Annotated in this window: 26 protein-coding genes; 6 read left to right on the top strand and 20 right to left on the bottom strand. The window is 33.8% G+C overall.

Annotated elements, in window-relative coordinates:
* Positions 1 to 178: 178 nt before the first annotated feature.
* The gene (locus OCV48_RS08140) at positions 179 to 1,186 is read left to right on the top strand and encodes an IS30 family transposase (protein WP_262559476.1); all 1,008 of its coding nucleotides are present in this window, start codon (positions 179 to 181) and stop codon (positions 1,184 to 1,186) included.
* Entirely contained in the window at positions 1,176 to 1,349 is a 174-nt protein-coding gene (locus OCV48_RS08135) for a hypothetical protein (RefSeq protein WP_021982349.1), read from the top strand. Before OCV48_RS08140 ends, OCV48_RS08135 begins: the two co-directional genes overlap by 11 nt.
* A 300-nt stretch (positions 1,350 to 1,649) precedes the next feature.
* Here OCV48_RS08135 and OCV48_RS08130 read toward each other — a convergent pair whose 3' ends face one another.
* The 8 genes from OCV48_RS08130 to OCV48_RS08095 form a co-directional block, all read right to left on the bottom strand.
* Entirely contained in the window at positions 1,650 to 4,586 is a 2,937-nt protein-coding gene (locus OCV48_RS08130) for a DUF3427 domain-containing protein (RefSeq protein WP_147591624.1), read from the bottom strand.
* Positions 4,587 to 4,751: 165 nt separating this feature from the next.
* Positions 4,752 to 5,531 (bottom strand): ZIP family metal transporter, encoded by a 780-nt coding sequence (locus OCV48_RS08125; RefSeq protein ID WP_021983965.1) that lies wholly within the window; start codon positions 5,529 to 5,531, stop codon positions 4,752 to 4,754.
* Between the two features lie 232 nt (positions 5,532 to 5,763).
* Entirely contained in the window at positions 5,764 to 6,273 is a 510-nt protein-coding gene (locus OCV48_RS08120; protein WP_021983964.1) for an NUDIX domain-containing protein, read from the bottom strand.
* Between the two features lie 81 nt (positions 6,274 to 6,354).
* Positions 6,355 to 6,888, bottom strand: coding sequence for a prolyl-tRNA synthetase associated domain-containing protein (locus tag OCV48_RS08115; protein ID WP_021983963.1), 534 nt, complete (start codon positions 6,886 to 6,888; stop codon positions 6,355 to 6,357).
* A 71-nt stretch (positions 6,889 to 6,959) separates the two neighbouring features.
* On the bottom strand, positions 6,960 to 8,240 hold the full coding sequence (locus tag OCV48_RS08110) for an N-acetylmuramoyl-L-alanine amidase family protein (RefSeq protein WP_021983962.1): 1,281 nt from the start codon (positions 8,238 to 8,240) through the stop codon (positions 6,960 to 6,962).
* Complete coding sequence (locus OCV48_RS08105) at positions 8,224 to 9,672, bottom strand: ATP-binding cassette domain-containing protein (protein WP_021983961.1); 1,449 nt, start codon at positions 9,670 to 9,672, stop codon at positions 8,224 to 8,226. The genes OCV48_RS08110 and OCV48_RS08105 overlap by 17 nt, the downstream gene beginning before the upstream one ends.
* 13 nt (positions 9,673 to 9,685) lie before the next feature.
* Positions 9,686 to 10,765 (bottom strand): ABC transporter substrate-binding protein, encoded by a 1,080-nt coding sequence (locus OCV48_RS08100; RefSeq protein ID WP_021983960.1) that lies wholly within the window; start codon positions 10,763 to 10,765, stop codon positions 9,686 to 9,688.
* 45 nt (positions 10,766 to 10,810) lie between these two features.
* Positions 10,811 to 11,056 carry a TM1266 family iron-only hydrogenase system putative regulator gene (locus OCV48_RS08095; protein WP_021983959.1) on the bottom strand — a complete coding sequence of 82 codons (246 nt, stop codon included), beginning with the start codon at positions 11,054 to 11,056 and terminating at the stop codon, positions 10,811 to 10,813.
* Positions 11,057 to 11,553: 497 nt separating this feature from the next.
* Here OCV48_RS08095 and OCV48_RS08090 point away from each other — a divergent pair, with 497 nt between their 5' ends.
* On the top strand, positions 11,554 to 11,958 hold the full coding sequence (locus tag OCV48_RS08090; RefSeq protein WP_021983958.1) for a hypothetical protein: 405 nt from the start codon (positions 11,554 to 11,556) through the stop codon (positions 11,956 to 11,958).
* A 111-nt stretch (positions 11,959 to 12,069) separates the two neighbouring features.
* Here OCV48_RS08090 and OCV48_RS08085 read toward each other — a convergent pair whose 3' ends face one another.
* From OCV48_RS08085 to OCV48_RS08050, 8 genes are all read right to left on the bottom strand, one after another.
* Positions 12,070 to 13,248: an FKBP-type peptidyl-prolyl cis-trans isomerase gene (locus OCV48_RS08085; RefSeq protein ID WP_021983957.1), complete on the bottom strand. Its 1,179-nt coding sequence runs from the start codon at positions 13,246 to 13,248 to the stop codon at positions 12,070 to 12,072.
* A 189-nt stretch (positions 13,249 to 13,437) separates the two neighbouring features.
* Positions 13,438 to 14,199: a tRNA threonylcarbamoyladenosine dehydratase gene (locus OCV48_RS08080; RefSeq protein ID WP_021983956.1), complete on the bottom strand. Its 762-nt coding sequence runs from the start codon at positions 14,197 to 14,199 to the stop codon at positions 13,438 to 13,440.
* Positions 14,200 to 14,265: 66 nt separating this feature from the next.
* Positions 14,266 to 14,943, bottom strand: a complete 678-nt coding sequence (locus tag OCV48_RS08075; protein ID WP_021983955.1) for a FadR/GntR family transcriptional regulator — start codon at positions 14,941 to 14,943, stop codon at positions 14,266 to 14,268.
* 24 nt (positions 14,944 to 14,967) lie between these two features.
* Positions 14,968 to 15,534 (bottom strand): cytidylate kinase-like family protein, encoded by a 567-nt coding sequence (locus OCV48_RS08070; protein ID WP_021983954.1) that lies wholly within the window; start codon positions 15,532 to 15,534, stop codon positions 14,968 to 14,970.
* Between the two features lie 24 nt (positions 15,535 to 15,558).
* Positions 15,559 to 16,251, bottom strand: coding sequence for an LrgB family protein (locus tag OCV48_RS08065; RefSeq protein WP_021983953.1), 693 nt, complete (start codon positions 16,249 to 16,251; stop codon positions 15,559 to 15,561).
* The gene (locus OCV48_RS08060; protein ID WP_394803259.1) at positions 16,244 to 16,591 is read right to left on the bottom strand and encodes a CidA/LrgA family protein; all 348 of its coding nucleotides are present in this window, start codon (positions 16,589 to 16,591) and stop codon (positions 16,244 to 16,246) included. Before OCV48_RS08060 ends, OCV48_RS08065 begins: the two co-directional genes overlap by 8 nt.
* A gap of 448 nt (positions 16,592 to 17,039) precedes the next feature.
* The gene (locus OCV48_RS08055; RefSeq protein WP_021983951.1) at positions 17,040 to 18,194 is read right to left on the bottom strand and encodes a type II toxin-antitoxin system HipA family toxin; all 1,155 of its coding nucleotides are present in this window, start codon (positions 18,192 to 18,194) and stop codon (positions 17,040 to 17,042) included.
* Positions 18,181 to 18,459: a helix-turn-helix domain-containing protein gene (locus tag OCV48_RS08050; RefSeq protein WP_021983950.1), complete on the bottom strand. Its 279-nt coding sequence runs from the start codon at positions 18,457 to 18,459 to the stop codon at positions 18,181 to 18,183. The genes OCV48_RS08055 and OCV48_RS08050 overlap by 14 nt, the downstream gene beginning before the upstream one ends.
* Before the next feature lie 242 nt (positions 18,460 to 18,701).
* Here OCV48_RS08050 and OCV48_RS08045 point away from each other — a divergent pair, with 242 nt between their 5' ends.
* The gene (locus tag OCV48_RS08045) at positions 18,702 to 19,229 is read left to right on the top strand and encodes a M15 family metallopeptidase (RefSeq protein WP_021983949.1); all 528 of its coding nucleotides are present in this window, start codon (positions 18,702 to 18,704) and stop codon (positions 19,227 to 19,229) included.
* 97 nt (positions 19,230 to 19,326) lie between these two features.
* On the opposite strand, the gene pncB is transcribed toward OCV48_RS08045, so the two are convergent.
* The 3 genes from pncB to OCV48_RS08030 form a co-directional block, all read right to left on the bottom strand.
* On the bottom strand, positions 19,327 to 20,535 hold the full coding sequence (pncB, locus tag OCV48_RS08040; RefSeq protein WP_147591620.1) for a nicotinate phosphoribosyltransferase: 1,209 nt from the start codon (positions 20,533 to 20,535) through the stop codon (positions 19,327 to 19,329).
* A gap of 158 nt (positions 20,536 to 20,693) precedes the next feature.
* Entirely contained in the window at positions 20,694 to 21,263 is a 570-nt protein-coding gene (locus OCV48_RS08035) for a cysteine hydrolase family protein (RefSeq protein WP_147591619.1), read from the bottom strand.
* Between the two features lie 27 nt (positions 21,264 to 21,290).
* Positions 21,291 to 22,175, bottom strand: a complete 885-nt coding sequence (locus tag OCV48_RS08030; protein ID WP_021983946.1) for an NUDIX hydrolase — start codon at positions 22,173 to 22,175, stop codon at positions 21,291 to 21,293.
* Between the two features lie 368 nt (positions 22,176 to 22,543).
* On the opposite strand from OCV48_RS08030, the gene OCV48_RS08025 reads away from it, so the two are divergent.
* Together OCV48_RS08025 and OCV48_RS08020 are read left to right on the top strand one after the other, a co-directional pair.
* Positions 22,544 to 23,266 (top strand): lysophospholipid acyltransferase family protein, encoded by a 723-nt coding sequence (locus tag OCV48_RS08025; RefSeq protein ID WP_021983945.1) that lies wholly within the window; start codon positions 22,544 to 22,546, stop codon positions 23,264 to 23,266.
* Between the two features lie 8 nt (positions 23,267 to 23,274).
* Complete coding sequence (locus OCV48_RS08020; RefSeq protein ID WP_021983944.1) at positions 23,275 to 24,057, top strand: histidinol-phosphatase; 783 nt, start codon at positions 23,275 to 23,277, stop codon at positions 24,055 to 24,057.
* A gap of 93 nt (positions 24,058 to 24,150) precedes the next feature.
* Here OCV48_RS08020 and mgtE read toward each other — a convergent pair whose 3' ends face one another.
* Positions 24,151 to 25,545 (bottom strand): magnesium transporter, encoded by a 1,395-nt coding sequence (mgtE, locus tag OCV48_RS08015; protein WP_021983943.1) that lies wholly within the window; start codon positions 25,543 to 25,545, stop codon positions 24,151 to 24,153.
* Positions 25,546 to 25,720: the final 175 nt, after the last annotated feature.

The raw sequence follows: 25,720 nt of genomic DNA, 5'->3' as shown, positions 1-25,720 counted from the left end.
AGATGCCAGATATACCGGAAAATGTCATGCCTGTCAAAACTATGGTGACTGTTTTCGGAAAAGCATCTGCGGCGATTGGTGTAAATGGCGTTGTCGTAACTGCTATAAGAAAAATCCTACACATGTCTGTCCCGATTTTATTCCCTGGAACTGCGGTCAGCTGGGCAAGCCACCATATGTGTGCAATGCCTGTGACAAGTATAAATGGTGCCCTCTTCCCAAAGCCTTATATGTCGCCAATAAAGCCCAGGCCTCCTATGAAAAAAAATGGACCGATTCCAGAAAAGGTATCAATATGACACCCGAAGAACTTCAAGAATTAAACGATTTGATCTCTCCTTTAGTCCTCAAAGGTCAGCCATTGAGTCATATCTTCGCAGTTCACAAAGATGAAATACCGGTCTGCCGAAGAACTCTATATAACTACTTCGACCAATGCGTTTTCAAAGCACGCAATATCGATTTACCACGTCGTGTCCGTTACAAAAAGCGTAAGAAACGCTCCGAGCCTCGTAAAAAGGATTACCAACAGACTTATCGTAACAAGCGCACTTATATTGATTTTGAACGCTTTATGGAAGCTCATCCGGATACTGACGTAGTTGAAATGGATACCGTCAAAGGCAGCCGTGAAAAAGGAAAATGTCTGCTTACACTTCTATTTAGAAGCTGTAGTTTCATGATTATTATTCTACTCCCTGACTGTACACAAAAAAGCGTCATCAAGGCGATCGATGACCTTTGTGAGACCATTGGAATCAGGACCTTTAAGAAATACTTTCCGGTTATTCTCACAGATAACGGCTCTGAATTTAAGAATCCCTGGGAAATCGAGAAAAACGAAGCCGGCACACACAGAACTTATGTGTTTTACTGCGATCCTTATGTTTCCAACCAGAAGGGGCGGCTTGAAAAGAATCATGAATATATACGTTATATCATCCCAAAAGGTCGGAGCATGTATAAATACACTCAGGAAGATATAAATCTCATGGCCAGCCACATTAATTCAACAGCCAGAGACAGCCTCAATGGTGCATCTCCTTTTGATTTGGCAGACCTGCTTTTGGACAAAAAAATACCGCTTTTAACAGGACAGCATAAAGTCTCCCCAGACAATGTCGTGCTAAAACCGGTACTTATAGAAAACAGTGTCAAAGAAAGAGAGATCCGTCATGAACAATAATCTTACTATTCCATACGACATTTTCCTGGATAAATACTTAGAAGTCCAAAGAGATATCGAATATTTGGAATATAAAATAGCATCATTAAATGAAGAACTTGATGTCTGGCAAAAGGCCTATGAAGACTATGCTGACATCTTAATGGAGCATGGTCTCATATAAAACACTCAAATCTTAAACACAAGAGCAGATAGATAACCACCAAAACTCATCAAAATTTTCTCCGAGACAGGTGGAATTTATTTTTGCCCAATTTTCTCCAACTGTCTGTTTGCCATGCAAACAAACAGACTTGGTACAACGAATTATAGCACTTTTCAAGGTACTTTTGTATAGGGTATCTTCAAAAAAGTTGCTCAAAATCGAAAATACGAGGCCAAATCAACTTGAACTGGAATTTAGTTTTTCATTTGACCTTCAATGAAAATTATTCTATGCCAAAAATTCTTATATTAATAGTAATTAACCATTTACAATGTACTCATATATGTCATCTCTTACACTATGTTTAAGTCTAAAAATAAAATTAACTATTGGCAATTTTTTTCCCTTATTGTTTCTTATAGTTGTCTCATTCCATTTAATTGGCTCGACTTCACCCATATAATAAAAATCGGTACCTTCACCATCGCTTTTCTTAATAAATAAACATATTTTCAAACCTGTTTGCTTATAATTTATTATATCTTCACTTTCTCTGCTATTTAATGACACACCATTTCTAGTCATCCAACTAAATATCTGATTATTTATAAATTCATCTTCATATTTTGTACTATCTGAAATATCACTTTTCTTTTCATATGTAACAAATATAGGACAAGTATTATGTTTAATTCTATATCCATACATTGTAGAACTCTCATCTTTATCCCAGTTCATAAGACGACAAACATCTTTTCTTGAATACTTCTGATACAATACCATATTATTGTCATCATGTTCCGAATATAAATCTTTATATCTTAACATTCCGTATTCGATTAAGTTGTTTAATTCTCTTCTAAATTCCACATGTTTAAGTTTATTCCAAAAGCTAATTGAACGCATAAACATATCCTTAGCTGATTTTTCATCAGAAATCAATTCGATATCTGAATATTTTTTTATATCAGCACCTGCTATAAACTCCATATTCAATATTCGTTTAGCCGAATTATAATCAACTGCCTTATATTTTTCACCAATTTTTTCAAGCTCATTCTTAAATGAATCTTCATTTATAATTCTGTCTTCAATCATCATTTTAAGCATAAGCAATTCATGTGGCCTCTTACCATCTATTATAAGTGCAGAAATAAATGCCAATATCTGCTCTTCTTTTAGTGAAAATGTTATTTTATAATCTTTATCTACCATTCTAAGAAAATTATCATAGGTTTTAGCATAATTAATAAAAAGCATAGGCTCAATTTCACCTAATTTATAAAAATCCAAAATAGTTGGTATCCTTCCAAGTTTATATTTAACCTGATTATACTTATCCGTAAGCATTCGTTTAGTCGTTGTCATTCTATCTATAGATTCAAATATTTTTTTCTTAGTTATTTCTTCAAAATGAATTGTAGAACAACCTGGTATAATTCTTGAACCCTCACGAATATATTTTCTAACTGTATCTTTGTTATAAGTTCTATCTCCTGATAATGCTATTGGAATAAGAAAATTATTATTATAATTGCCAATAAAGTCTAAGACTACTACATATTCTTTATTATCAGATTTTCTAAGACCACGTCCTAACTGCTGCACAAATACAATTGCCGATATAGTTGGTCTTAACATAATTATCTGATTAACTTCCGGAATATCAACACCTTCATTAAAGATATCCACAGTAAAAATATAATCTAATGTTTTCTCCGCATTTGAACTCATATTACCGCAATCCATCTCAAGTCTTTGTATAGCTTCTTCTCTTTCATCCTGTGTATTTGAACCTGAAAGTGCAACTGTATTATATCCTCTCTTATTAAATTCCTTAGATAGTTCCTTCGCCTCCTCATTTCTACTACAAAATATTAATCCTTTTACTCTATCTCCATCATGTCCGTAATATTCTGCCTGCTTTATGATATGATCTACCCTTGCTTCATTTGCCAGAAAACTAAAATCAGAATTATCATCAATAGTCTTTCCATCCACTTCTAAATCGGATATTCCAAAATAATGAAATGGACATAATAAATCTTCCTTCAACGCATCTTGTAATCTTATTTCACTTGCAATATTATGGTCAAATAATTTATATATATCAAACCCATCTGTTCTCTCCGGACTAGCTGTCATTCCTAGCAGAAGTTTCGGTTTAAAATAATTAATAATTTTATGATAGCTCTCTGCACCAGCTTTATGCGTTTCATCAATTATAATACACTCAAATCTATCTCTTTCAAAATTCTCTAACATATTTGAACGGCTCATAGTTTGAATCGTTGAAAACAAATAATCTGCTTCTATTTCCTTATAATTACCTGAAAGTAATCCCGTAGAGATATCAGAAGGTAAAACCTTTTTATATGAGGCTTGTGCCTGTTTAAGAATCTGTTCTCTATGTACTAGAAATAGAACTTTTTTAAAGCCTAATTCACGCATAGCAAATGCCGAAGCATAAGTTTTTCCTGTACCTGTTGCTGATATCAACAAAGCCCTATCACATTTTTTAGCCATTAAATTCTTTAAGTTGGTAATAAACTCAATCTGCATTTTATTAGGCTTTAATTTATAATTCTCAATAGATGTTATTTTTCCCTTATTTGCAATACTCTTCTGCTTTTTAATTATTTCATAATTTACTCTATACTGCTCAATGAATTCATTATACTCAATTGAATGTTCATCATTCCATAATGTATTAAATTCTTCTAATATTTCATTTGCCATTTTTCCTTGTGATGTTGATACAATTTTTGTATTCCATTCACGATTTTTAGTAATGGCACTTAATGTCATATTAGAACTTCCAATTATAATTTTATATATTTCCTGTTCTCTAAATATATATCCCTTTGTATGAAAACCACCTGTTGTATCATTTGTACAAAACATTTTAAGCTCAATATTTTTTAATTCAGATAATTTAGATAATGCTTCTGGTTCACTAAAGTTCAGATAATTTGTAGTTAATATTTTACCTGGAATATTCTTTTCTTCTAATTCCTTTAAAATTTGCAACAAAGGAGTTATTCCACTCATAGTTATAAACGCAACACTTATTGAAAATTCATCACACTTACGCAGTTCATTTTCAATAGACACAAGAACCTTTTTCCCCTTTTTATAATCATTTGAAATAAATTCTGGTCTATATGCTAAATTTGAATTAATATTGCTATCAATATATGCTGTTTCCAAGCCACTTATTATATCTTGTATTTTGTCATTTTCACTTATTATCATTTGCCATTCTCCATTTTTCTACAATCATATTGTTTTTCTACATTGAACTACACATATCTATCATTCTCTCACAGGGACTCCAAAGCCCCTAGTCTCTTTCGCTATCATATAACTTCTGTTCAACTCTATCTCAAATCTAATTATTCTACCTAACTTGCCTATTCCCTACCCCAATGCCACATCTAACACCATCATTACAATAAATCCAATCCCAAAGCCAATCGTTCCGATATTGGAATGTTCGCCCTCTGATACCTCCGGAATCAGTTCCTCGACTACAACATATAACATTGCTCCGGCCGCAAATGATAATACATACGGTAAAATCGGTGTCAGGACATTTGCAAAGGCTACGGTTATAAATGCCGCAATAGGCTCAACTATTCCAGATAATGTTCCGTATAAAAACGCCTTGAATTTGCCATTGCCATCCGCTTTAAGTGGTAATGAAATAATTGCTCCCTCCGGGAAATTCTGTATTGCAATACCAATAGAAAGTGCAATTGCGCCCGCAAATGATATCGCTTTGTCCCCAGATGCAAATCCTGCGAAAGCTACACCAACTGCCATACCCTCTGGTATATTATGAAGTGTTACTGCAAAGACAAGCATTGTCGTTTTTTTTAAATTCGCTTTAATACCCTCAGGTTCATCTGAACCCATATGTAAATGAGGGATAATTCTATCCATTATTAATAAAAATGCCATACCAAGTGCAAGTCCTGTACAAGCTGGTATAAATGCAAGTCGTTTCATTGATGATGACATATCGATTGCTGGTATAATGAGCGACCATACCGATGCCGCCACCATTACTCCTGATGCAAAGCCTAATAATGCCTTTTGAATCTTCGGTCTTATCTGATCTTTAAGGAAGAACACACATGCTGCACCTAATGTTGTTCCTATAAATGGTATAAGAATACCAATAATAATATCTATCATTCAAACCTCCTGACTTTATAAAGCTCATTCTTCTCCTGGCTTTATAAAGTTCACTCTTCTTCATAACATTATATTATTCAATATTTCCATTCTGTTACTTATATAAATACTATGCCAATAACTTTTCTAACTTATTATTTATAACTTACTATTTCTAATTTACCATTTATAACTTACTATTTCTAATTTACTATTTAAACTTATTATTTCATAACTAACTATTCTTAAATTCCTATTCATAATATTCGTCCATACACACCACAAATTCATCAAATATCATCTGGTCAGCAAGTGTAAGTCTGTCATACATCTCATCAATCTGATCTACTGTAAGAATCTTTGCTTCTACTGTTTCTCCAGGTTGTAATTTGATATCTTTAAGTTTCAAATGTGGATTTGCTTCCACATCATATACATCCATAAGCAAGCTGCTGCCATCAATATTCAATTGTCCAAGATAATTGAATTTATCAGGTACTACAGTAATGCCTGTTTCTTCCTTAAGTTCTCTTATTCCTGCTTCTTTGCTGTCCTCATCTGCGCGAACTGCACCTCCTGGGAACTCCCACATTCCTGCAAACGATTTATTTTTATCACGTTTTGTAATAAGAACTTTTTCTCCAATTCTTACTATCATAACTGCTGCTAACACAAATTCTCCATCCGCAGGTTTGTATTCGCCTCTTGTAACCACCTTACCGGTATCTTCGCCATTTTCATTGTATATTCTTATTTTTTCCATTGTAATCTCCATTCCGTAGTAATTTTATCAACTCATCCTGACTGTTCTTATGTCTTTTTCTGGTTTATTCATCAACGAATTTTATAATTTAACAACAGTCATATCATGATGCATTGCAGGTAAAATTTTTTCAATCAAATCCTTTGTCTTAAATCTCAGACTCGATGTGTTAATACATGGATGGCATCCAATATATTCGCCGTCTAATAATTCTTCATCTACCAAAAGTCTTACTGCATTATCAGTGTCATTCATAAGTCCCATAACACTGACTGAACCTGGCGTTATGTCTAAATATTTTTCCATAAATTCAGGCGAAGCAAATGATAATCTCGGACTGTTAATCTGTGATGAGATTTCCTTTGTCTTAAACTTTTTATCGCCAACTATCATCAATAGATAAAATTTAGTTTTCTGGGTATTACATAAGAACAGATTTTTACAAACTGTTGCGTCAAGAATTTTATCTACTTCTTCACAATCTTCCATTGTATTCGCTGCCTCATGGTCTACTCTTTCATATTCAATTGAAAGACTATCTAACAGGTCGTAAACACGAACCTCTTTAGCAAGTCTGTCATCTGTATTTTCAGGTCTTCCTTTAACTAACTGCATTTTTTCCTCCATAATCTTTTGATATTATCATTGAATAACTGCGTTTCTTTCATTATATTCTTTGATTTTATCTATCGTCTGCATTTTTTCATACATATAAATGTAATAATTATTCCGCACACTATTAACGCCATTCCAATAAATGTATTTCTATTATCTTTAACAAATGATTTGGCTTCAGAGCTTCTATTATCTGAGTCTGTTTTATCACTTTTCTGTTTCATAATTCCATTAAGTTCAATAATATTGCTGTCCGAACTCACATCATCTCTATTATAAACCCTCACAATTAAATTTCCAATATCGACATTAATATCTGATAAAGTAACCTCAATGGTATCTTCTGAACTTCTCTTATCATTCCAGATTTTCAGTTCTGAAAATGTCTTACCACCATCTAAAGAATATGAATAATAATTTATATATGAGTCCGAATCTTTTGCACTTACGGAAAATGTTATACTATTATTTCCAATATATTTAAGGTATATGCTGCATTTTTCAGGCGGGGTATTATCAGGATATACTCTTTCTTGTGGCTCGGCAACATCTAATTTCTTATAGTCAGAATAATCCACACCAAGTTCGGTGCTTTTTAATCCAAAATATTTTGCTACGGCAGTCGCATCAAGTTTACCAAACTTCTCCAGATTTTCGATATTTACATTTTCAGCATTATCATTCTCAGTATTTTCATTTACTATGTATCTTCTGTCCTCTTTATTATCCACGTAGCAATGCTCTATAATTACTGCATTTATGCCACGCCACTCATTTTCCCTGATAATTCCGTAATATTCGTCACCGTCATCTCCAATTCTGGTCTTGATTCCACGTATAAGAAGCCCCATTTGTGACAGTTCATTTAGCTCAATATCCGCAAACTGATATCCCGCCACATAGTAACTTCCGATGCTTGGAATCCAGACTTCCGAACCATATTTGCTATGTAGTTCTGATGCATTAAAATGTATGCTAAAGAGAAAATCTGCATTCACACTCTTTGCAAATTCACTCCTTGCCCTTAGTGACATCGACACATCTTCACTATCGTGTGTCAGATATACTTTTATGCCATTATATTTTGACAGTTCTTCATACATTGCCTTCGCAACAATCATATTTATATGTCTTTCTACAATATTACCATTTATTGCACCATCGTCCGATTCGCCTCTTAATCCACCATGTCCCGGATCAATTACGACTACAACATTTCCATTTTCGTCTGCTCCATAGACTTTATTTCCGTAGTTAAGCCCGATTAACATAATGACAATAATTAAGATATATCTTAATATTAATGTCTTAATTTTTAAACCATTATTTACCTGATTAATAAATATTCTCATTTTTCCGTCCCAAATTCTTAATTTCAATAATTTCAGCCTGTATTTTTTCTGCTTCTGAGATATCATGTGTTACCATAATAACAGCTCTTCCATTCAGATATTTTACCACATATCTGATTATATTGTCTTTAAGAATTGTATCCAGACCCTTAAATGGTTCGTCTAGAAGTATTATTTCAGACGACTTCATCATGCATCTTACGATTGCTACGCGTCTCTTCATTCCCCCGCTTAATTCACTGACTATTTTATTACCGACACCCTCTAATCCCACTTCTTTCAGATGCATATCAGCTTCGGCTTTATCAAATCTGCTGCCAAGCACACAATATAGATTCGTATACACATCTGTATTTTCTAACAGACGGTCCTCCTGAAATACCATCGACACCTTCCCCACAAATGTAATTTTCCCGCTATCGGCTTTCTCAAGACCTGCTATTATGCGAAGCAGCGTTGTCTTGCCAATTCCTGATTTGCCATAAATGCAGATTCGTTCACTTTCGTTTAAGTTAAATGAAATATTTTCTAATACCTTTTGTTTTCCATATGATTTTGTAATTTCCTTAATCATTAAAATATTATTATTTTCTAATTTCTCATATTCTCCCTTTTTCTTATGTGATTTATCTGCTTTATTCTCATTCTCTGCTTTTCTGCTTATATTGGTTTTTTCAATAATACACGATAATTTATTTAATAAATATATGCATACGCCTTCAAAAAAAACACTCATAAGCACAATTACAACCGTCCACGCAAATAGCTCATCTGTCATCAGATATAATTTCGATTTATATAATTCGCTGCCTATCGATTGGAAAGGCAGTCCTATTATTTCTGCTGCAATTCCTGCTTTAAAGCAGAAACCAAGTCCTATCTTGCAAGCCGACATAAAACCACTGACTAATGCGGGAACATAGATAAATCTAAGCCTTCTTAAAAGACCTACATTAAATATATCTGCCATTTCTAATAAATTATTATCAACATTATCGAAGCTCTGCAATATATTTATGTAAACCACAGGTGTTACCATTACAAATGAAATTAATACCGATAGTTTGTCTGATTTGACCCATAAAAGTGCAAGAATTATAAACGAAGCTACCGGTACGGTCTTTAGCAAACGCATAAATGGTGACACGAGCACATCAATAATTTTCACAAATGAAGATATAATTGCTGAAAATGTTCCGGCTATTAATGCAAGCAGAAAGCCTTTTGCTATTTTACTGAATGTATTAAATATTGTCTGCCAGAAGCCCGCCCTTTTACCGATTCTTATTAATGCTTTATATGTTGCCTCAGGCGATGGCAGAAATATACTGCTGTTTATTTTCAATGATAAAAAATGCCATACAAAAAGCCAGAAACATATTGCTGTTATTGTAAGGACAATTTTTTTCACAATATTATTCAGACTTTTCATATGGCCTCCTATTTTAGTTTACATAATAAAATGCATCATCAGGTAATGTTCCACCTACTGCTTTCGCATCTGCATCAAATAAAACATTTAAGTAAGAAGAGATATCTGATTTCATCTCATCTCCTGATTCAAACTTGATATTACAGTAAGGAATCGCCTTCTTAGCTATAGCTGCTTTGAATATATCATATTTCTCGACTAATGCTGCTGCTTCATCTACATTTCTGTTAACATATTCTGTTGATTCCTTATAGTCTGCTAAGAATTTGTCAAATGCTGCTTTATTCTCTTCAAGGACTTCATTTCTGACAATTACTACACCTGTTACAAGTGAACCGCCTGAAACTTTTTCCCACTCTTTAGTCATATCCAGAACTATTTTCATATTTTCGTTCTGTGCAAGAACTGTTGTAACATATGGCTGTGGAAGCATTGCTACTGCATCTGTCGCTTCACTCATAGCTGCTGCCACTTCAGTTGCCTCTGATTTGTATTCTATCTTAACATCTTCGCCCGGTTTAAGACCGTTTTTCTCCAGAATATAATTAAGCGTATATTCAGGTGTAGTTCCCTGACCTGTAGTTATAATTGTTTTTCCTTTAAGGCCAGTTACTGTTGAAATATCATCTGATGTAGAAATCATATAGAGTACACCAAGTGTATTAATGGCTGCGACTTTAATTCCACCATTTGTCTTATTATACAATACCGATGCAAGATTGCAGGGTACGGCGGCAATATCTATATCACCTTTTACAATTCCTGCTGTTATCTCATCAGCGGCACCGTATACTGTAACTTTGTATTTGTTATTATCATTAGTCTGGGTTGATGCACTATCGTCCCATGCTTTAACAAAGCCAATTGCTGTAGGTCCTTTTAACATTGCAATATTATATTCTCTTGCATCTTCTGCCGTAAATGAAATTCCATTATCTTTATTATCTTCATTATTCTTAACTGTTTCCTTATCATCTTTACCTGTGGCTACACTGTTAGTCGTTTCTTTCTGAGTTTTATCACCGCCACAGCCTGCTAATAATGTCATTGCAAACATCAAGGTTAAAATAACCGCTGAAATTCTCTTTGTCATTGATTCTTCCTCCTGTTTCTGCTTCTTTCAAAGGTATTTTTAGAATTATTTCTTAGAATATACAGTTTTAACTGATATTCCCTTAATCATTCCAAGTTTACCGGATAAAGAACTGATAACATCATTAGGTGCATCTATTACGATGCTTATAATATTCACCTGTTTCTCTCTATATGGAATTCCCATTCTGCCAATTATGTAACTGCCATAATTATGTAGAATCTCGTTTACATTTTCCACAGCATTTGTGTCTTCTACGATAATCCCTATCAATGCAATTCTAGTTTCCATTTTTCCTCCATTTACTATAGAATTCCTGGTAACGAATAAAGAATGTCGCTTGCGACATTCTTCGCCTGCGGCGGGTTGCTATAGCAACATTTTCTGCTCCACCGCAGCGCGATCCTCGCGGAGCGTTTTTTCCTTACCATGACAATTCCAACAAAATTTCCTGGTAAGGAAAAAACTCTGCCATAAGCAGAGTCAATAATTCTGAATAATCCTATAGTTATAGTATTGTATTCTTATTGCACTCAATGCCTTTACATACGGTATTCCGGTTTGCTTAGTACGATTAAGTATCTTTAATGGCTTTGCCCTTAACTTTATTTTCCTTTAGTTTCGAGTTCAGCACTAATGGCATTATACATTTTTAATTTATTTTTTACAAGTATTTAGTTGAATATGGTTGAATATAACAGACAGATTTCTTGACGATTTTTTTCAATAATGTTATTATTAGACTAATAGAAATAGTGCGTTATTATTTTGAGAAGAGGTGTTGTATTATGTGGAACTATTCAACAAGTTTATATGAAATGCAACAATATATTATCAAAATTTTTGAAGATAAAATGCGACTACATGCCAAGATATCTGATATTATCGACTTATCTTACGATGACTATATGTGTCTGCTTAATAAGATACACCAGATTAAAACAATTGAAGAGATTGATCATTATAATCTCTCAATATTGGTCTGTTTTACAATATCCTACAAATTTAACCAGCAGGACAGTTTCTATAATACTATGAAATCTATTGTATTATCTATGCCACAGCATCATACCAGATTTATTTTAGAGTCACTAAATACTACCTGCTATGATTATCAGATTGATACTTTTGACTACACGCTTGATAATCTGCCGGTAATTAAGGAAATAATAAAAATACATGCAAACTATTAATTACAACTTTTATTTATATTGATTAAAATTAATAACTCCCTATGAATGCTATCGCAAATATTCATAGGGAGTTCTCTTTTTATATATTTACTTACAAATTTAAGTCAAATATTATTTTGCTGATGTTGTCTCATTTTCTGTTGTTGACTCAGCTTCTGTCTCAATTTCTGAATCTGGAACTACTTCAACATAATCAGCAAGTTTATAATAAACTTTTCCACAGATTAAATCATCTACTGTAGACTGTTTATCATAGTCAACCTGATATGCTGCTATATCAGCATATTTTCCTTTACTGTGATCTACCATAGCCTGTGCTACTGTATTGTATTCATCTTCAGAAATCTTAATGCCTTCTTCTTTAGCAATACTGATTAATACAAGATAGTTCTTGAATATCTTTGTATAATACTCATCAAATTCTTCTTCTGAAGATAATCCATAGTAGTATGATATAAGTGTTGCAAAATCAGCGCCATTGCTTTCTGCTGCTTCTTTAATAGGTGCTTTAATTTCATCTAAATATTCATTAAGTTCTGCTTCATTAATTTCTGTTTTTGTTGCATCTGTTATCTCACTAACAATTTTAGATGCAATATTTGAAACTTTGATTCCTTCTGTAATTGCATCATAATACTCATCTGCTGTTTTAACTGATTTACCATTTAAGAAATATTCGTGTAAGAAGTAATATATCTCGTCTGTGTTGTCAGCTACGAACTGGTCATTGATTCCAAGAATATAATTAACTTTTACAGTAAATACAACATTTTTACCAGCAACATCTTTATTCTGGTAATCATCAGGGAATTTTAAGTTAAGGTCAACTGTTTCACCTGTCTTAACACCTTTAAGTCCATCCTCGAATCCATCGATAAATGAACCTGTTCCGATACCAAGTAATGAACCTGAAGCTGTACCGCCTTCGAATTCTGCGCCATCAATCTTACCTGTATAATCGATATTTACAATATCAAATTCTTCAACTGTACCCTCTTTCTGAGTTACATTTGTTGTATCAACTGTAAAATATCCTGATGTAATAAGGAGACAATTAATCTTCTTCTTTGTTGCTTCATCAATATCGACTGTAGATTCACCAACTTTTAGTCCTTTGTATTCAGCTAATGTAACTTTAGATTTGTAATCTGTACCTGACATATCTGCCTTTGTATTAGCTACTTTTCCTACATTTCCTGAGCTTGCACTCTTACCTTTATCCTTGCCACATGCTGTAGCTGTAAATGCCATCGCAATACAAAGACCTAAGGCTAAAATTCTTTTTCTCATTAATATCCCTTGCATTTCGTTCCGTAACGATATAATCACATAATATATCTGAGATTTTATTATGTAATTAATGCATTTTCCTTTACTTTTAATATTTTATCCACACTAATGCGAACACGTACTCTCATTTATACCATAATTATTTACAAAATAAAAGTATCTATGTATATTTTTCACATAATTTTCAAATTATTTGTTAATTCTGCACAAATCTTTCACGACTTCGCCAGCAATAATAAGTCCTGCTACCGATGGCACAAATGCAACGCTTCCGGGAATATCTCTTCGTTCTGTACATTTATGTGCGGCACCCGGAGGACATATGCAATTAGAGCGACAGCTTATAGCCATATCTTCTATCGGTCTTGTAGGCATTTCTTCTGAATAAACAACCTTTAATTTCTTCACGCCTCTTTTCTTAAGTTCACGTCGCATAACTTTAGCAAGTGGGCATACCTTTGTCTTGTATATATCAGCTACCCTGAACATACTTCCGTCGAGCTTGTTACCGGCTCCCATACTGCTTATAATCGGTACGTTCATCGCCTGCGCTTTCATTACTAATTCTATCTTTGCAGTTACGGTATCTACCGCATCTACAACATAATCGTATTCCTCAAATGGGAATTCATCAGAATTCTCAGGTAAAAAGAAACATTGATGTAATCTTACATCAGCCTGTGGATTGATTTCAAGTATTCTGTCTCTCATCACTTCGGTCTTATATTTACCCACTGTTTTTCTCGTAGCAATAATCTGTCTGTTCAGATTCGTAAGGCATACTTTATCATCATCAATCAAATCAAATGCTCCGACTCCACTTCTTACAAGTGCTTCACATACATAACCTCCGACTCCTCCGATTCCGAATACTGCGACTCTGGAATTCTTTAATTTCTCCATTGAATCTTTACCTAATAATAATTCTGTTCTTGAAAATTGTGTAAGCATATGTATTCTCTCCTGAAATTATTTTCTATTTAAACGATTGCATAATTAACTTTGCAAATCAGATACTTATTCAAGCATTTCCTCTATTATATCATAGTGCCTGTCAATCGCCCTGAATGTTTCATCACATTCTTTTTGCATTATATTCATATATATTTCTTTGTGACATTCAACTAATTCTTCTCTTACATCATTATCTGCACGTTTAATGACATAATCAATCCATTCCCGGTACACTTCCGTAATCGCTTCCATAATTATAATTAACAGGTTATTCTCCGTTAATATAATCAATTCGTTATGGAATTCCCTATCGGTATCAGATAACCTCTTTCCTTTTAAATCCTGCATTTTGATAAGCAGTTTATTCAGATTATCCATTCTGTCCTTCGGTACGTTTTTCTCAATTAACAGGCTGCATACTGACTTCTCCATTGTTCTTCGGAATTCGCATATATCCTTCTTAGAGATACTTCCTAATGCAAGCATCATTATTATTGTCTGCCTTATTGACTGTCCTGCATTTTTCGAAATATAGTTGCCTGAACCCTGTACTCTGTCAACTAATCCCATTCCACTTAGAATACTTATAGCTTCTCTTGTTGAATTTCTTCCGATTCCAAGTTCCTGTGCAATTATACGTTCTGCCGGAAGTTTACTTCCCACCTGTAGTGAACCATTCTGCATTAAATCATAAATATATTTAACTGCCTTTTCATATTCCTGAGTTGTATTTTCCTGCATAGCGGTGTATTAACCTTTCTGATATTATTTTCTGGCATTTATATAATTTTCAATTACATCTACCACACCATCCACACCAAGTGCGGAAACATTCAGACAAACGTCATAATTTTGCGCCATTCCCCATTCTTCTCCGGTGTAGTATTTATGATATCGCTCTCTTCTGTCATCGGTCTGCATAATCAGGTTATGTGCCTTTTTAACAGATATGCCATGCTTATCTGAAATAACTTTCTCTCTGTCACTTATGTCTCCCGTCAGAAATATTGAGACTGCATTTTCATTATCTTTGTAGGCATAATTTCCGCATCTTCCAAGAATAACAAAATTATCTTCAGGAACGATATCTTTCAATGCTTTTTTGGGTGTTTTCATATATATGCTGTCATCATCAGTCATTGATATTGTGTGAAGTAACATATCCATAGGTATCTCACTGTAATAATCAGGATATTTATCATATAACCCTTTTTGCTTCGCTATTTCTGAAATGCGTGCTTTATTATAGTATTCCATATTGTATTTCTCTGCTAATTTATGTCCTATTATGTCACCATTACAACCACATTTACGTCCAATTGTTATAATCATAATTGTCCTCCTAGTTCTATTTAATTACATAAAATTTGCAAATACAGACGAAAGTACAACTGTCAGAATTCCTGTTACAGCTATTGCAAGACTGCTCATTGCACCCTCTATCTCACCTATTTCTATTGCCTTAGCCGTTCCAACAGCATGTGATGAAGCACCAAATGCAAGTCCTTTTGAAACCGGCTCAGTTATTCTGAATATTTTGCATATCATTTCGCCAAAAATATTTCCAAGGACTCCGGTTACAACGATTACTGCAACGGTAATTGTAACATAGCCACCTAATTCTTCCGACACGCCCATACCTATCGCAGTTGTTATAGATTTTGGTAACAATGTAACATAGTCTTTGTGCGAAAGTCCCATTATCTTAGCTAATACAAATACTGTACCAAGGCTTGTAAGCACTCCTGAAGTTATTCCTAATATGACAGCTTTATAGCTTCTCTTTAATAACTCCCACTGTTCGTATAAAGGAATTGCTAAGCATACCGTTGCAGGTGTCAGAAACCAGCTTAAATACTGTGCACCTTTGTTATATGTTTCATAATCTACTCTTGCACATACAAGTACAACTATTGTAAGCACAATCGAAATTAATAATGGATTAAATATACCTAATTTGAATTTCTTCTTTAATATAGAGCCAGCCAGATAGGCAAGGAGACTGATTGTAACTCCTGCAAATAGTGAGTTCTGAAACAACTCATTCATGTCTTGTTTCCTCCTTTTTCTTTCCTCTTCTGATTATCCATTGGGATGTTCTTCCCGTAGCTATCATAACTGTTACAATTGATACTACTGTTATTATGCTTACTGGTAATAACACAGGCTTTAAATTCACCCATGATGACATAAGTCCTACTCCTGCCGGAATAAACATAACCGGCATTATTTCGATTAGAAATTTACCAACATCCTTCACTGCCTCTAATGGAATTATTCCTGTAAGAAGTCCTATAAATAAAATCATCATACCGTATATGCTTGCTGGTATGGGCAATGGAAGAAAATATTTTAATATTTCTCCGATAAATGATATGGCTAAAATCATTAAAAACTGGCGCAAATATTTCATAGTTCTCTATATGATGCATTAATTGTTTCTATCTTGCAGATATACCTATATTATGCTTGGTTGCAGGTCTATAATAAACATCCTCATAATTCCTTTATCTAGTGCAAGTAAATGCCGTCCTCTGCAAAGTCTATTACGTTGCAGTAAATCAAACGCACTTCGCTTGAACGGTGATTTACTGCAACGCTCTTTTACATATGACGGCATATAACTTGCACACGATACGTCATAAATCGTATATTTATTATAGACCTGCAACCAAGCTTTAATATCCAGCTATTTAGCAAAGATTAGAAACAATTAATACATCATAGTCTCCTTTCCTGTTTATACTTCTAATATTCATTTGCAAATATTTATACTAAAATTGGTAGTACCAATTCATTATAGACACTCATATTTACTATGTCAAATATTTTTCTTACTAATTATCTTTTTTAATAAATGCCAGTTCTTCACCAACTATTGTTCTGATTTCGTCTATGATATCTTCACATAATGATTTCTTAATACCTGCCCCTGTTCCAACATTCATCAGTTCTTTTTCTCCGGGATTTTTTCCATTACCATCAACTGATGTCGTATGCTCACCATAATAAGTATTACTGTAAGTGATATCGTATGCAGGACTTAGTCTCCAGCAATCCTCATCTTCATTATATAAAAATGTAAAGTTCTTAGCATGGTCATCTCTATTATGTGCAAATACATTAAAACATGCTCTTCGAAACATATTTTCCATATCTTCTGCATTTCCTCTTGTAAGTACATGGGTAAGCTTCATTAACACACTATAATCCAGACATGGAGACATAAAATCTGCTTCTAATATTGCAGCCGCCGTAGCCATGTGAACTTTTTTCATTTTACCTTCATATGGTATTCTGTCAAATCTCACTGTTCCGAAATATCCGTCACAAATTTTCGATGGAAATAGCCTTGTTTCTGTCATTTTTATACCACATTTTCTTGCACATTCTGAATAAATGTATTCTCGTAATCCACAGTTTGGGCCATCGATTCCCGCCAAAAACTTTATAATCCAATCCTTATCTTCAATATGTGTTAATATCTTCGGTCTTGCACCTCCACTACTGCCTCCTAACTTATATAATATGTCCAAATCAGGCGAATATTCTGTTTTAAGAACTTTCTGGCATTGTTTTGAAAGATAATCCAAATCATCTATTTCTTCATTTTCTATTATTCTGTAATCAGGTTCATATTCCAAGGCTCCCATTCCTGATGTACCAACTAATGCAAGCCTGTCAAGAACAGTTATATCCTCAGTAATCTTATATTCCTTTAATATCCTGTCTAAAAGCAGTTGTCCCCATGCATCAGGCAAACTATCTGCAAATATGCCAAATAATCCATTAAAATATCGTTTCCCGGGGATAAATACTTTTTTCTCAAGTGGTAGTGAAAACGGACTTATTGCAAAACCATTAACTAACCATTCATCATCATATGAAAATGCCACTTTACCATCCGGTGTCATTGCAAGTGTTCCTACATATCGGTCAAAACATTTTACCTTAAGAGTTTTTAACCCCAACCTAATACTATCTTTGTTCATTGATAACCTCCTGTATAGAATTATATGTGACTTCCGTAAATAAGGCTTTGATTCCATTTACAGCATCTAGTACGACAGCAATTTTTGTCAAAGAAATAAGACTGATATTTCCTGTTTCCTCAAATCTCTTTATTGAACCATAGCTTACCCCTGATAACTTACTTAGCTTTTGTTGTGATATCCCCTTTCTCTTTCTTATATTCTTTGCATTAGTTGCAACTAGCATATTTATCTCCTGTGGTGTTTCCCATATATATTTTTGCATACTAATCTCCATTTTAAATCGACTTATTGTTAATATAATTATAGCTAATATATTAGCTTTTTTCAATATATTTATTAAAATTAGATAATATATTAGCTATTTTATATTTTTCTTATACTTCCCCACATTTTTATCTATTGTTTTTCTTACATAATCTGAATTAGTTTCTTTCATTACTTTTCACCTTTTTCTGTTTCCTGAATAATATAAAATATAATTTTTCATATGTAATCGAGGTTAGTGTGAACACAAAACATTATATTACCGACAGGTATCACCCTTTGCCCCCTGATTATATCCCAGAAGATTTAGTAAGAGCGCCTGTTCCGTTCATAGCACCTGTATATGATATGAAGCGATGCATTTCCTTAGTCGCTTATGAGCCACTCCGCAAAATGTTCAAAGCCTGTTTTAAAGAAGGGCTTAATCTTATGGGAATCTCAGCTTTTCGTTCATACGACAGACAAAAAGAACTCTATGAAAACAGTGTTCGTGAACATGGGCGTGAATATGCATATTCACATGTAGCAATGCCAGGTACCAGCGAACACCAGACAGGTCTTGCAATCGATGTCTCCTGCCCTGGCGTTGACTACGACTTATGCGAAGAATTCGAAAAAACTCCTGAGGGAATCTGGCTTAGGAAGAATGCCTCTGCCTTTGGTTTTACATTCAGCTTTACCAAAGAAAATTCATCTTTCACCGGATACGTCAATGAACCATGGCACATAAGATATATTTGTAAAGATGCTGCTTATTATGATTTATAGTTTTTCATAGCACATCATTTTCCTGCACATATATCAATTATCTGTATATACTGAATTACACATATAAAATATTTTTATAAATGTATCTTAATATCTTCTATCTGTCGTTTTTCATTCGCCAGTCGATACATCTTCTCAGATAATGTACATAATCAGGATTTTTACACATTCCTTTACCCGGTGTATCAGAAATCTTTGCAACATCCATACCGTTACATGCCGTTGTTTTCATTACGATATTGAGTGGATGAACATCTGTATCATTCGAAATATAAGTTCCTATTCCGAAGGCAACTCTTGCTTTGGTATTAAAATACTTGTTAAGTCCGTCAGCACGTTCGAAATCAAGGCTGTCGCTAAAGAGCAATGTCTTCGTCATAGGATTTATCCCAAGACTTTCATAATGTTTAAGCATCTTGTCGCCCCATTCATAAGGATCACCACTGTCATGTCTGACACCCGAAAATAATGTTGCATAAGTAAGCTGGAAATCTTTAAGGAAGCAGTCAGTTGTTATCGCATCCGCTAACGCTGTACCATTTAAGATACCATATTCTTTTACCCATGCATCTAATGCATACCAGTTAGAATATGCTGGATTATGTTTATGATTACCCTGTCCTACGCACATAATCCACTCATGCGCCATCGTACCAACCGGTGTAAGATTATATTTCTTAGCAAGATATACATTTGAAGTTCCAACGAATTTTGAGCCGGGATATTCATTTTTACTAAGTAAATCTACTGCAAGTTCCTGGGCTTTGGCTGACAATCTTCTTCTAAGACCAAATTCACTAAATGAACCGATATTATATTCACCTGTGCTTATTTTCCTGATTTTTTCATCTAATCTATTCTTAAAGCTATTAAGAAGTTCATCATAATTATATTCCATTCTGAAATACACTTCATTAATGATTGCAAGTGTAGGAATCTCATACATAGAGGTATTAAGCCATGTGCCTTTTGCCTCAATTGAGAGACCACACTCTGCATCTGTTGTTATCTCGAAATCTTCATATCTTGGCTGCCAGAGTCTTAAGAAATCCACATAACTTCCCTTAATCCACTTAATATTATGAAGATATTCAAGCTCTTCTTCTGTAAATCTAAGTCCGCAATATGCCTTTATCTGCTCTTTTATTTCCTCTACTACTTCTTTTGTAAAATGCACATCTGTATTTCTGCATTTGAAAGACCAGGTAGTCTTATAATCACTAAATTGATGGTATATCGCCTGTCCCATACTGAATTTATACATATCAGTTTCTAATAAACTTGTAATAATCTGATTTAATTTCATAATAATCCTCATTTCTGAGCGACTTGTCGCAAAGAGGCGCTGAGAAATTCGCGCAGGCGATTTCTCAGCTGCCATAAAAGCTATTTGTTTTCGCTCAGAAACAAATAGCATGGTGAAAAATAACCGCATCAGCATTATTTTCACACTTTTCTCCTATTCTACACTATCTCAACCTGACACATTTTCATTGCTTCAATTGCTGTTCTATGCGATTCCTTAGTTACGCAGGCACATGCATTTTCTATAACTCTTACCTTTGTCTCCGGAATTGCTGCTTTCGCAAGTAATACATTACTAATCACACAGATTCCTGTACATACTCCTACGAAATCTATGATATCTTCTTCGTTTACATTTTCAGATAACAGCCTTGCTAACTCCATACTTCCAAATGATGGCTTGTTAATAATAATCGGCATATTTTCTTTCTGATTCAGATAATTTATAATTTCTGAAGTTTTATATTTATTTTCTACTGCACTCATTATATCTGAATCTATCTCAAAACCTTTCGTTCCCTCTATACAATGAACGACTGGAAGATTCTTACCCTCCCGGGTATCAAGATAATTCTCCTGGTGCGTATCTCTTGTAAGAATAATGTCTGTATACTTTTCATTATTCACAATTTCTATTATATTATTAACTACAGCCTGACAGTCCGCATTACCAAGTGGACCTGTTATAAAATCATTCTGCATATCTACAATTACTAATATTTTCTTCATATATTTTTCTCACTGTCTCCATTTCTACTAACGTTTATATTTATATAAAGCTGATGACTTATTACCTGTTATCGATATTCCTTTTTTGTCTAAAAGTCTGACTTTATCGATTATTTTTTCCCTGAAATTCGTCTTATAAAGTTTCTTACCCAGAATAACTTCATACACCCGTTGCAAATCAGGAAGTGTAAATTCCTTTGGTACAAGGTTAAATGCAACATCGGAATATTCTATTTTATTCTTAAGCCTCGTAAGCCCTTCTAAGATTATCTCCGAATGGTCAAATGCTAATGCATCATCACTGACTAAGTCAGGCACATAATTCTCAACTTTTATTACGCCATTCTTAAATGATTTCTTCTTAAGATTGTATCTGATTTCAATATTCCTATCCTCATTCCGAAGAATCAGATTCCTGTCCGTAAATCTTATGTCAAACCATAAAGCCTCTTTAGCATCATCTCCGGCCTTAACTTTTCCCTCGACTTTCGTCTCTGGTACAAGTGCCATATACGCAATATCTATAACTCTCATTCGAGGGTCCCTGTCCGGCTGGCTCATTGTATAAAGCTGTTCTAAATAAATATTTCTAAGTCCCGTTTCTTCTTCAAGTTCCCTTGAAGCTGCACTATATGCCGATTCATCTATCTCCACAAAACCTCCAGGTAATGCATAACAATCTATGTATGGATGGTTTTTACGTTGAATCAGCAAAGTTTTCAGTCCGTTAAACGACTTATCCATTGCAAGAATCAGCATATCTACTGTCACTGATGGTCTCTCATAATCACTTGGCCTGTAACCTGCCAGAAACTCTGCTTCGGTAAGCCCAGCAGCATTTCGTTTTTCTAATATGCCTTTTCTACCACAATCTTGTTCTGGTAAATTCTCCTTACTACGTTTTTTTTCCATATTCCATTTCTCCTTAAAAGTATCTTTTTACTACTTTCGTTCTATAACAATATCACTATGTCATATTAATGTCAAGAAGTTTTTATAAAAAAGTATTTTTTTACTACTTTAATGATATTGTTTATATAACTCAGACTTTGCACATACATATTGCAGACTATATTCATCTGTTAAAGTAAATTTGACAAATATAAATATCCAAATACCTCTCAATATGTTATAATGTATAGGATTAAAGTGTTAAAAAGTAATTCAATATGTTCTCTTGCTATATTCTTATATGCGTATACGATATGTATTCTTGTATACAAGATGCTTATTACTTCTTTAATATTTAATTTAATACTAATAAATTTTATGGAGGACTTATGTTACGACTTTTTGGAATTGCAATATTTCTGGTAATATTTTTTATTCTAAGTATACCCATATATCTTATTGAATGGATACTTAGTAAATGCAATGTTAAGGCAAGGGATAATTCAAGCAAATTCATTGTATCGATGGGCTTTAGAATTTGTCTGTTTATAGCGGGTGTTAAAATCGAAGCAACCGGGGTTGAGAATATTCCAAAGGATAAAGCCTGCTTATATGTTGGTAACCACAACAGCTTTTTTGATATCTTAGTATCATATGTTACTATCCCATATAATGTCGGATATGTAGCGAAAAAAGAGATTAACAAAGTTCCATTTCTTAATCTGTGGATGAGAAATATCAGTTGTCTTTTCTTAGACAGAGATAATATTAAAGAGGGACTTAAGACAATATTAAAAGGTGTAGAACAGATTAAAGGCGGTGTGTCAGTATTTGTTTTCCCTGAAGGAACACGTTCTAAAGACGGTAAAATGCTTCCTTTCAAAGAGGGAAGTATGAAGATGGCAGAGAAATCTAAATCGCCTATTATTCCTGTCGCGCTTACAGGTACAGCAGATATTTTTGAAAATCATTTTCCTAAGGTTAAACGCGGAAAAGTAACTATTGACTTTGGTAAACCAATTATAATCGAAGAATTAGACAAAGAAGATAAGAAATTTCTTGGTGCCTATACACAGAGTAAGATTCAGGAAATGCTTGACGAAAGGGCTTAGACTTAAAAATGAAAGTTAATTACCATACACACACCTGCCGCTGTAAACATGCCGGTGGAACGGAAGAAGATTATGTATTGGCTGCTATTAAAAGCGACATTAAGATTTTAGGATTTTCCGACCACGCACCATTTCCTGATGGTGAAAATTATGGTCTTAGAATGGAATATAGTGAATTAGATGATTATCTTAACGAACTTGACCGCCTTAAAGAAATATATTCTGACAGAATTACTCTTTACAAAGGATTAGAGATTGAATATTTTCGTAAGAATCTTAATTACTATGAAGAACTTCTTACGAAACGCGGACTTGATTATCTGTTACTCGGCGAACACACATATATGTCTGATAATAATTCTTCTAAAAGCATTTATTCCGCTGACAGCACTGAATGTTATTTAGAATATGCTAATGCAATAAGCGAGGGACTTGCAACTAGATATTTTAAAATTCTTGCACACCCTGATTTGTGTATGATTAATCCTTTTGCATGGGATTATAATTGCGATAAAGCATTTGACATTATATTAGAGGCCGCATCCAGATACGGAACCATCATAGAATTCAACGCTAATGGAATACGACGTGGACTTACCGATTATCCTGATGGCAAACGATATCCTTATCCTGATAACCGCTTCTGGTCACGCCTTAAAGGTAGTGATATTAAGGTAATCGTAGGTTCAGATTGTCATAATCCGTCAGTTATATGGGACGAAGCCGTAAATCTGTCATATAAAACATTGGCTGACTTACAGCTTACACCTTTAGAAAATATTTTCCGGTAAATGCCAATTTGCCAGACATTATCTGGCAAATTAAATATACAAAATACTATTTATTTTCTGTTTAGTAATACTAATCTTTATTCTAATTAAATACTATGCCAGATGTATACACTGGATTAAAAGTATCCAAGATAATCCATAATAAGTAACTACTGCAACTAAATCATTTACAGTTGTGATAAGTGGTCCTGAGGCTACTGCCGGGTCCACTTTTATTTTATGGAAGAATAATGGCACTAAAGTTCCAACAAGGCTTGAAATAATCATAGATACTAATAATGATATTCCAACACAACCAGATATCATAAATGCATTAAATAATGTGTAGCCCTTGAAGAAACTAATGTAAAGTCCCAGACAAACAAGTGACAATATGCCAAGAAGCATACCATTACTAAAGCCGACTTTCACTTCTTTTATAATTAATGATAATTTATCTTTACCCTTTAAGTCCTCGTCCATAAGAACACGAATTGTTACAGCCAAAGACTGTGTTCCGACATTTCCTGCCATATCAAGTACCAAAGACTGGAAGCATATTATTATCGGCAGCACTGCCACAACATTTTCAAACGCACCCACAACTGTCGAAACTCCCATTCCTAAGACCAATAATACTATAAGCCATGGCAAACGTTTACGCATACTTTCTGTTGTGGTTTCTTTAAGGTCCTCTTCTGCAGTCAGACCAGCTAATTTAGCATAGTCCTCACCCATTTCATCATCTACTGCCTCAATTACGTCCTGTGCAGTCAGAATACCTATTATGTTCTTATCAGCATTTAATACAGGAAGTGAATCTTCTGCATAATCTTTTATCTTCTCGATACTCTCAGAGATATTCTCATGGTCAAGTAAATATGGATAAGAATAACTGATAATATCATCAAGTTCATCATGCTCTCTTGCTATAATTAAATCTTTTAAATCAATGACACCACAATATTTATCAGCTTCATCTACAACATAGATTGTAGAAATATTATCATTCTCTCCTGCCTGTTTAATCAATTCATGCATTGCCTGACGGATAGTAAGATTTTTAGATATTTTAATATAATTCGTAGTAATCAGACTACCGATTTCTTCCTCGTCATATGAATTTATCAAACGGATATCAGCTTTAACATCTTCTTTCAGAATTGGTCGCAACTGACTTTTTATATTTTCATCAATATTTTCTAATAAATCGACCGCATCATCTGAGTCCATCTCGTTGATAATTGTGGCTAATTTATCGATTCCTAATTCTTCGATATATTTATCAGGTTCTTCAATATAAGAAAATATATTAGATATCGTTTCTGCATCAAGATTATTATATAATTTAATACGTTCTTCTTTAGTCAGATATTCAAGACTTTGTGCGATATCATTCTCATGGTAATCACTTAATTTTTCTAATAGCTCTTCTTTATTAAGTCCACTTCTGATAATAGATACGATATTTTCAACATACATTGGTTCTTTTAATACTTCTTTTTCCATTTTAAGCCTCCATTCCCCCTAAAAAAGGGCATAAAAATTCCATCGTAGTAAAATACTACACAAACATCTGTGGTTGTGATATTTCTAACGATGGATAAGGCCTAAAATATATATCTAAAAGGCATACATACAGACACTTGAAATATATTCCAAGTCTGTTCCATCGTTATATGTA

It is taken from the genome of Bovifimicola ammoniilytica, assembly GCF_025567085.1.
GTDB lineage: Bacteria > Bacillota > Clostridia > Lachnospirales > Lachnospiraceae > Bovifimicola > Bovifimicola ammoniilytica.
Note: the sequence above shows the minus strand (reverse complement) of the source record. Positions and strands in the feature narration are given on the sequence as shown.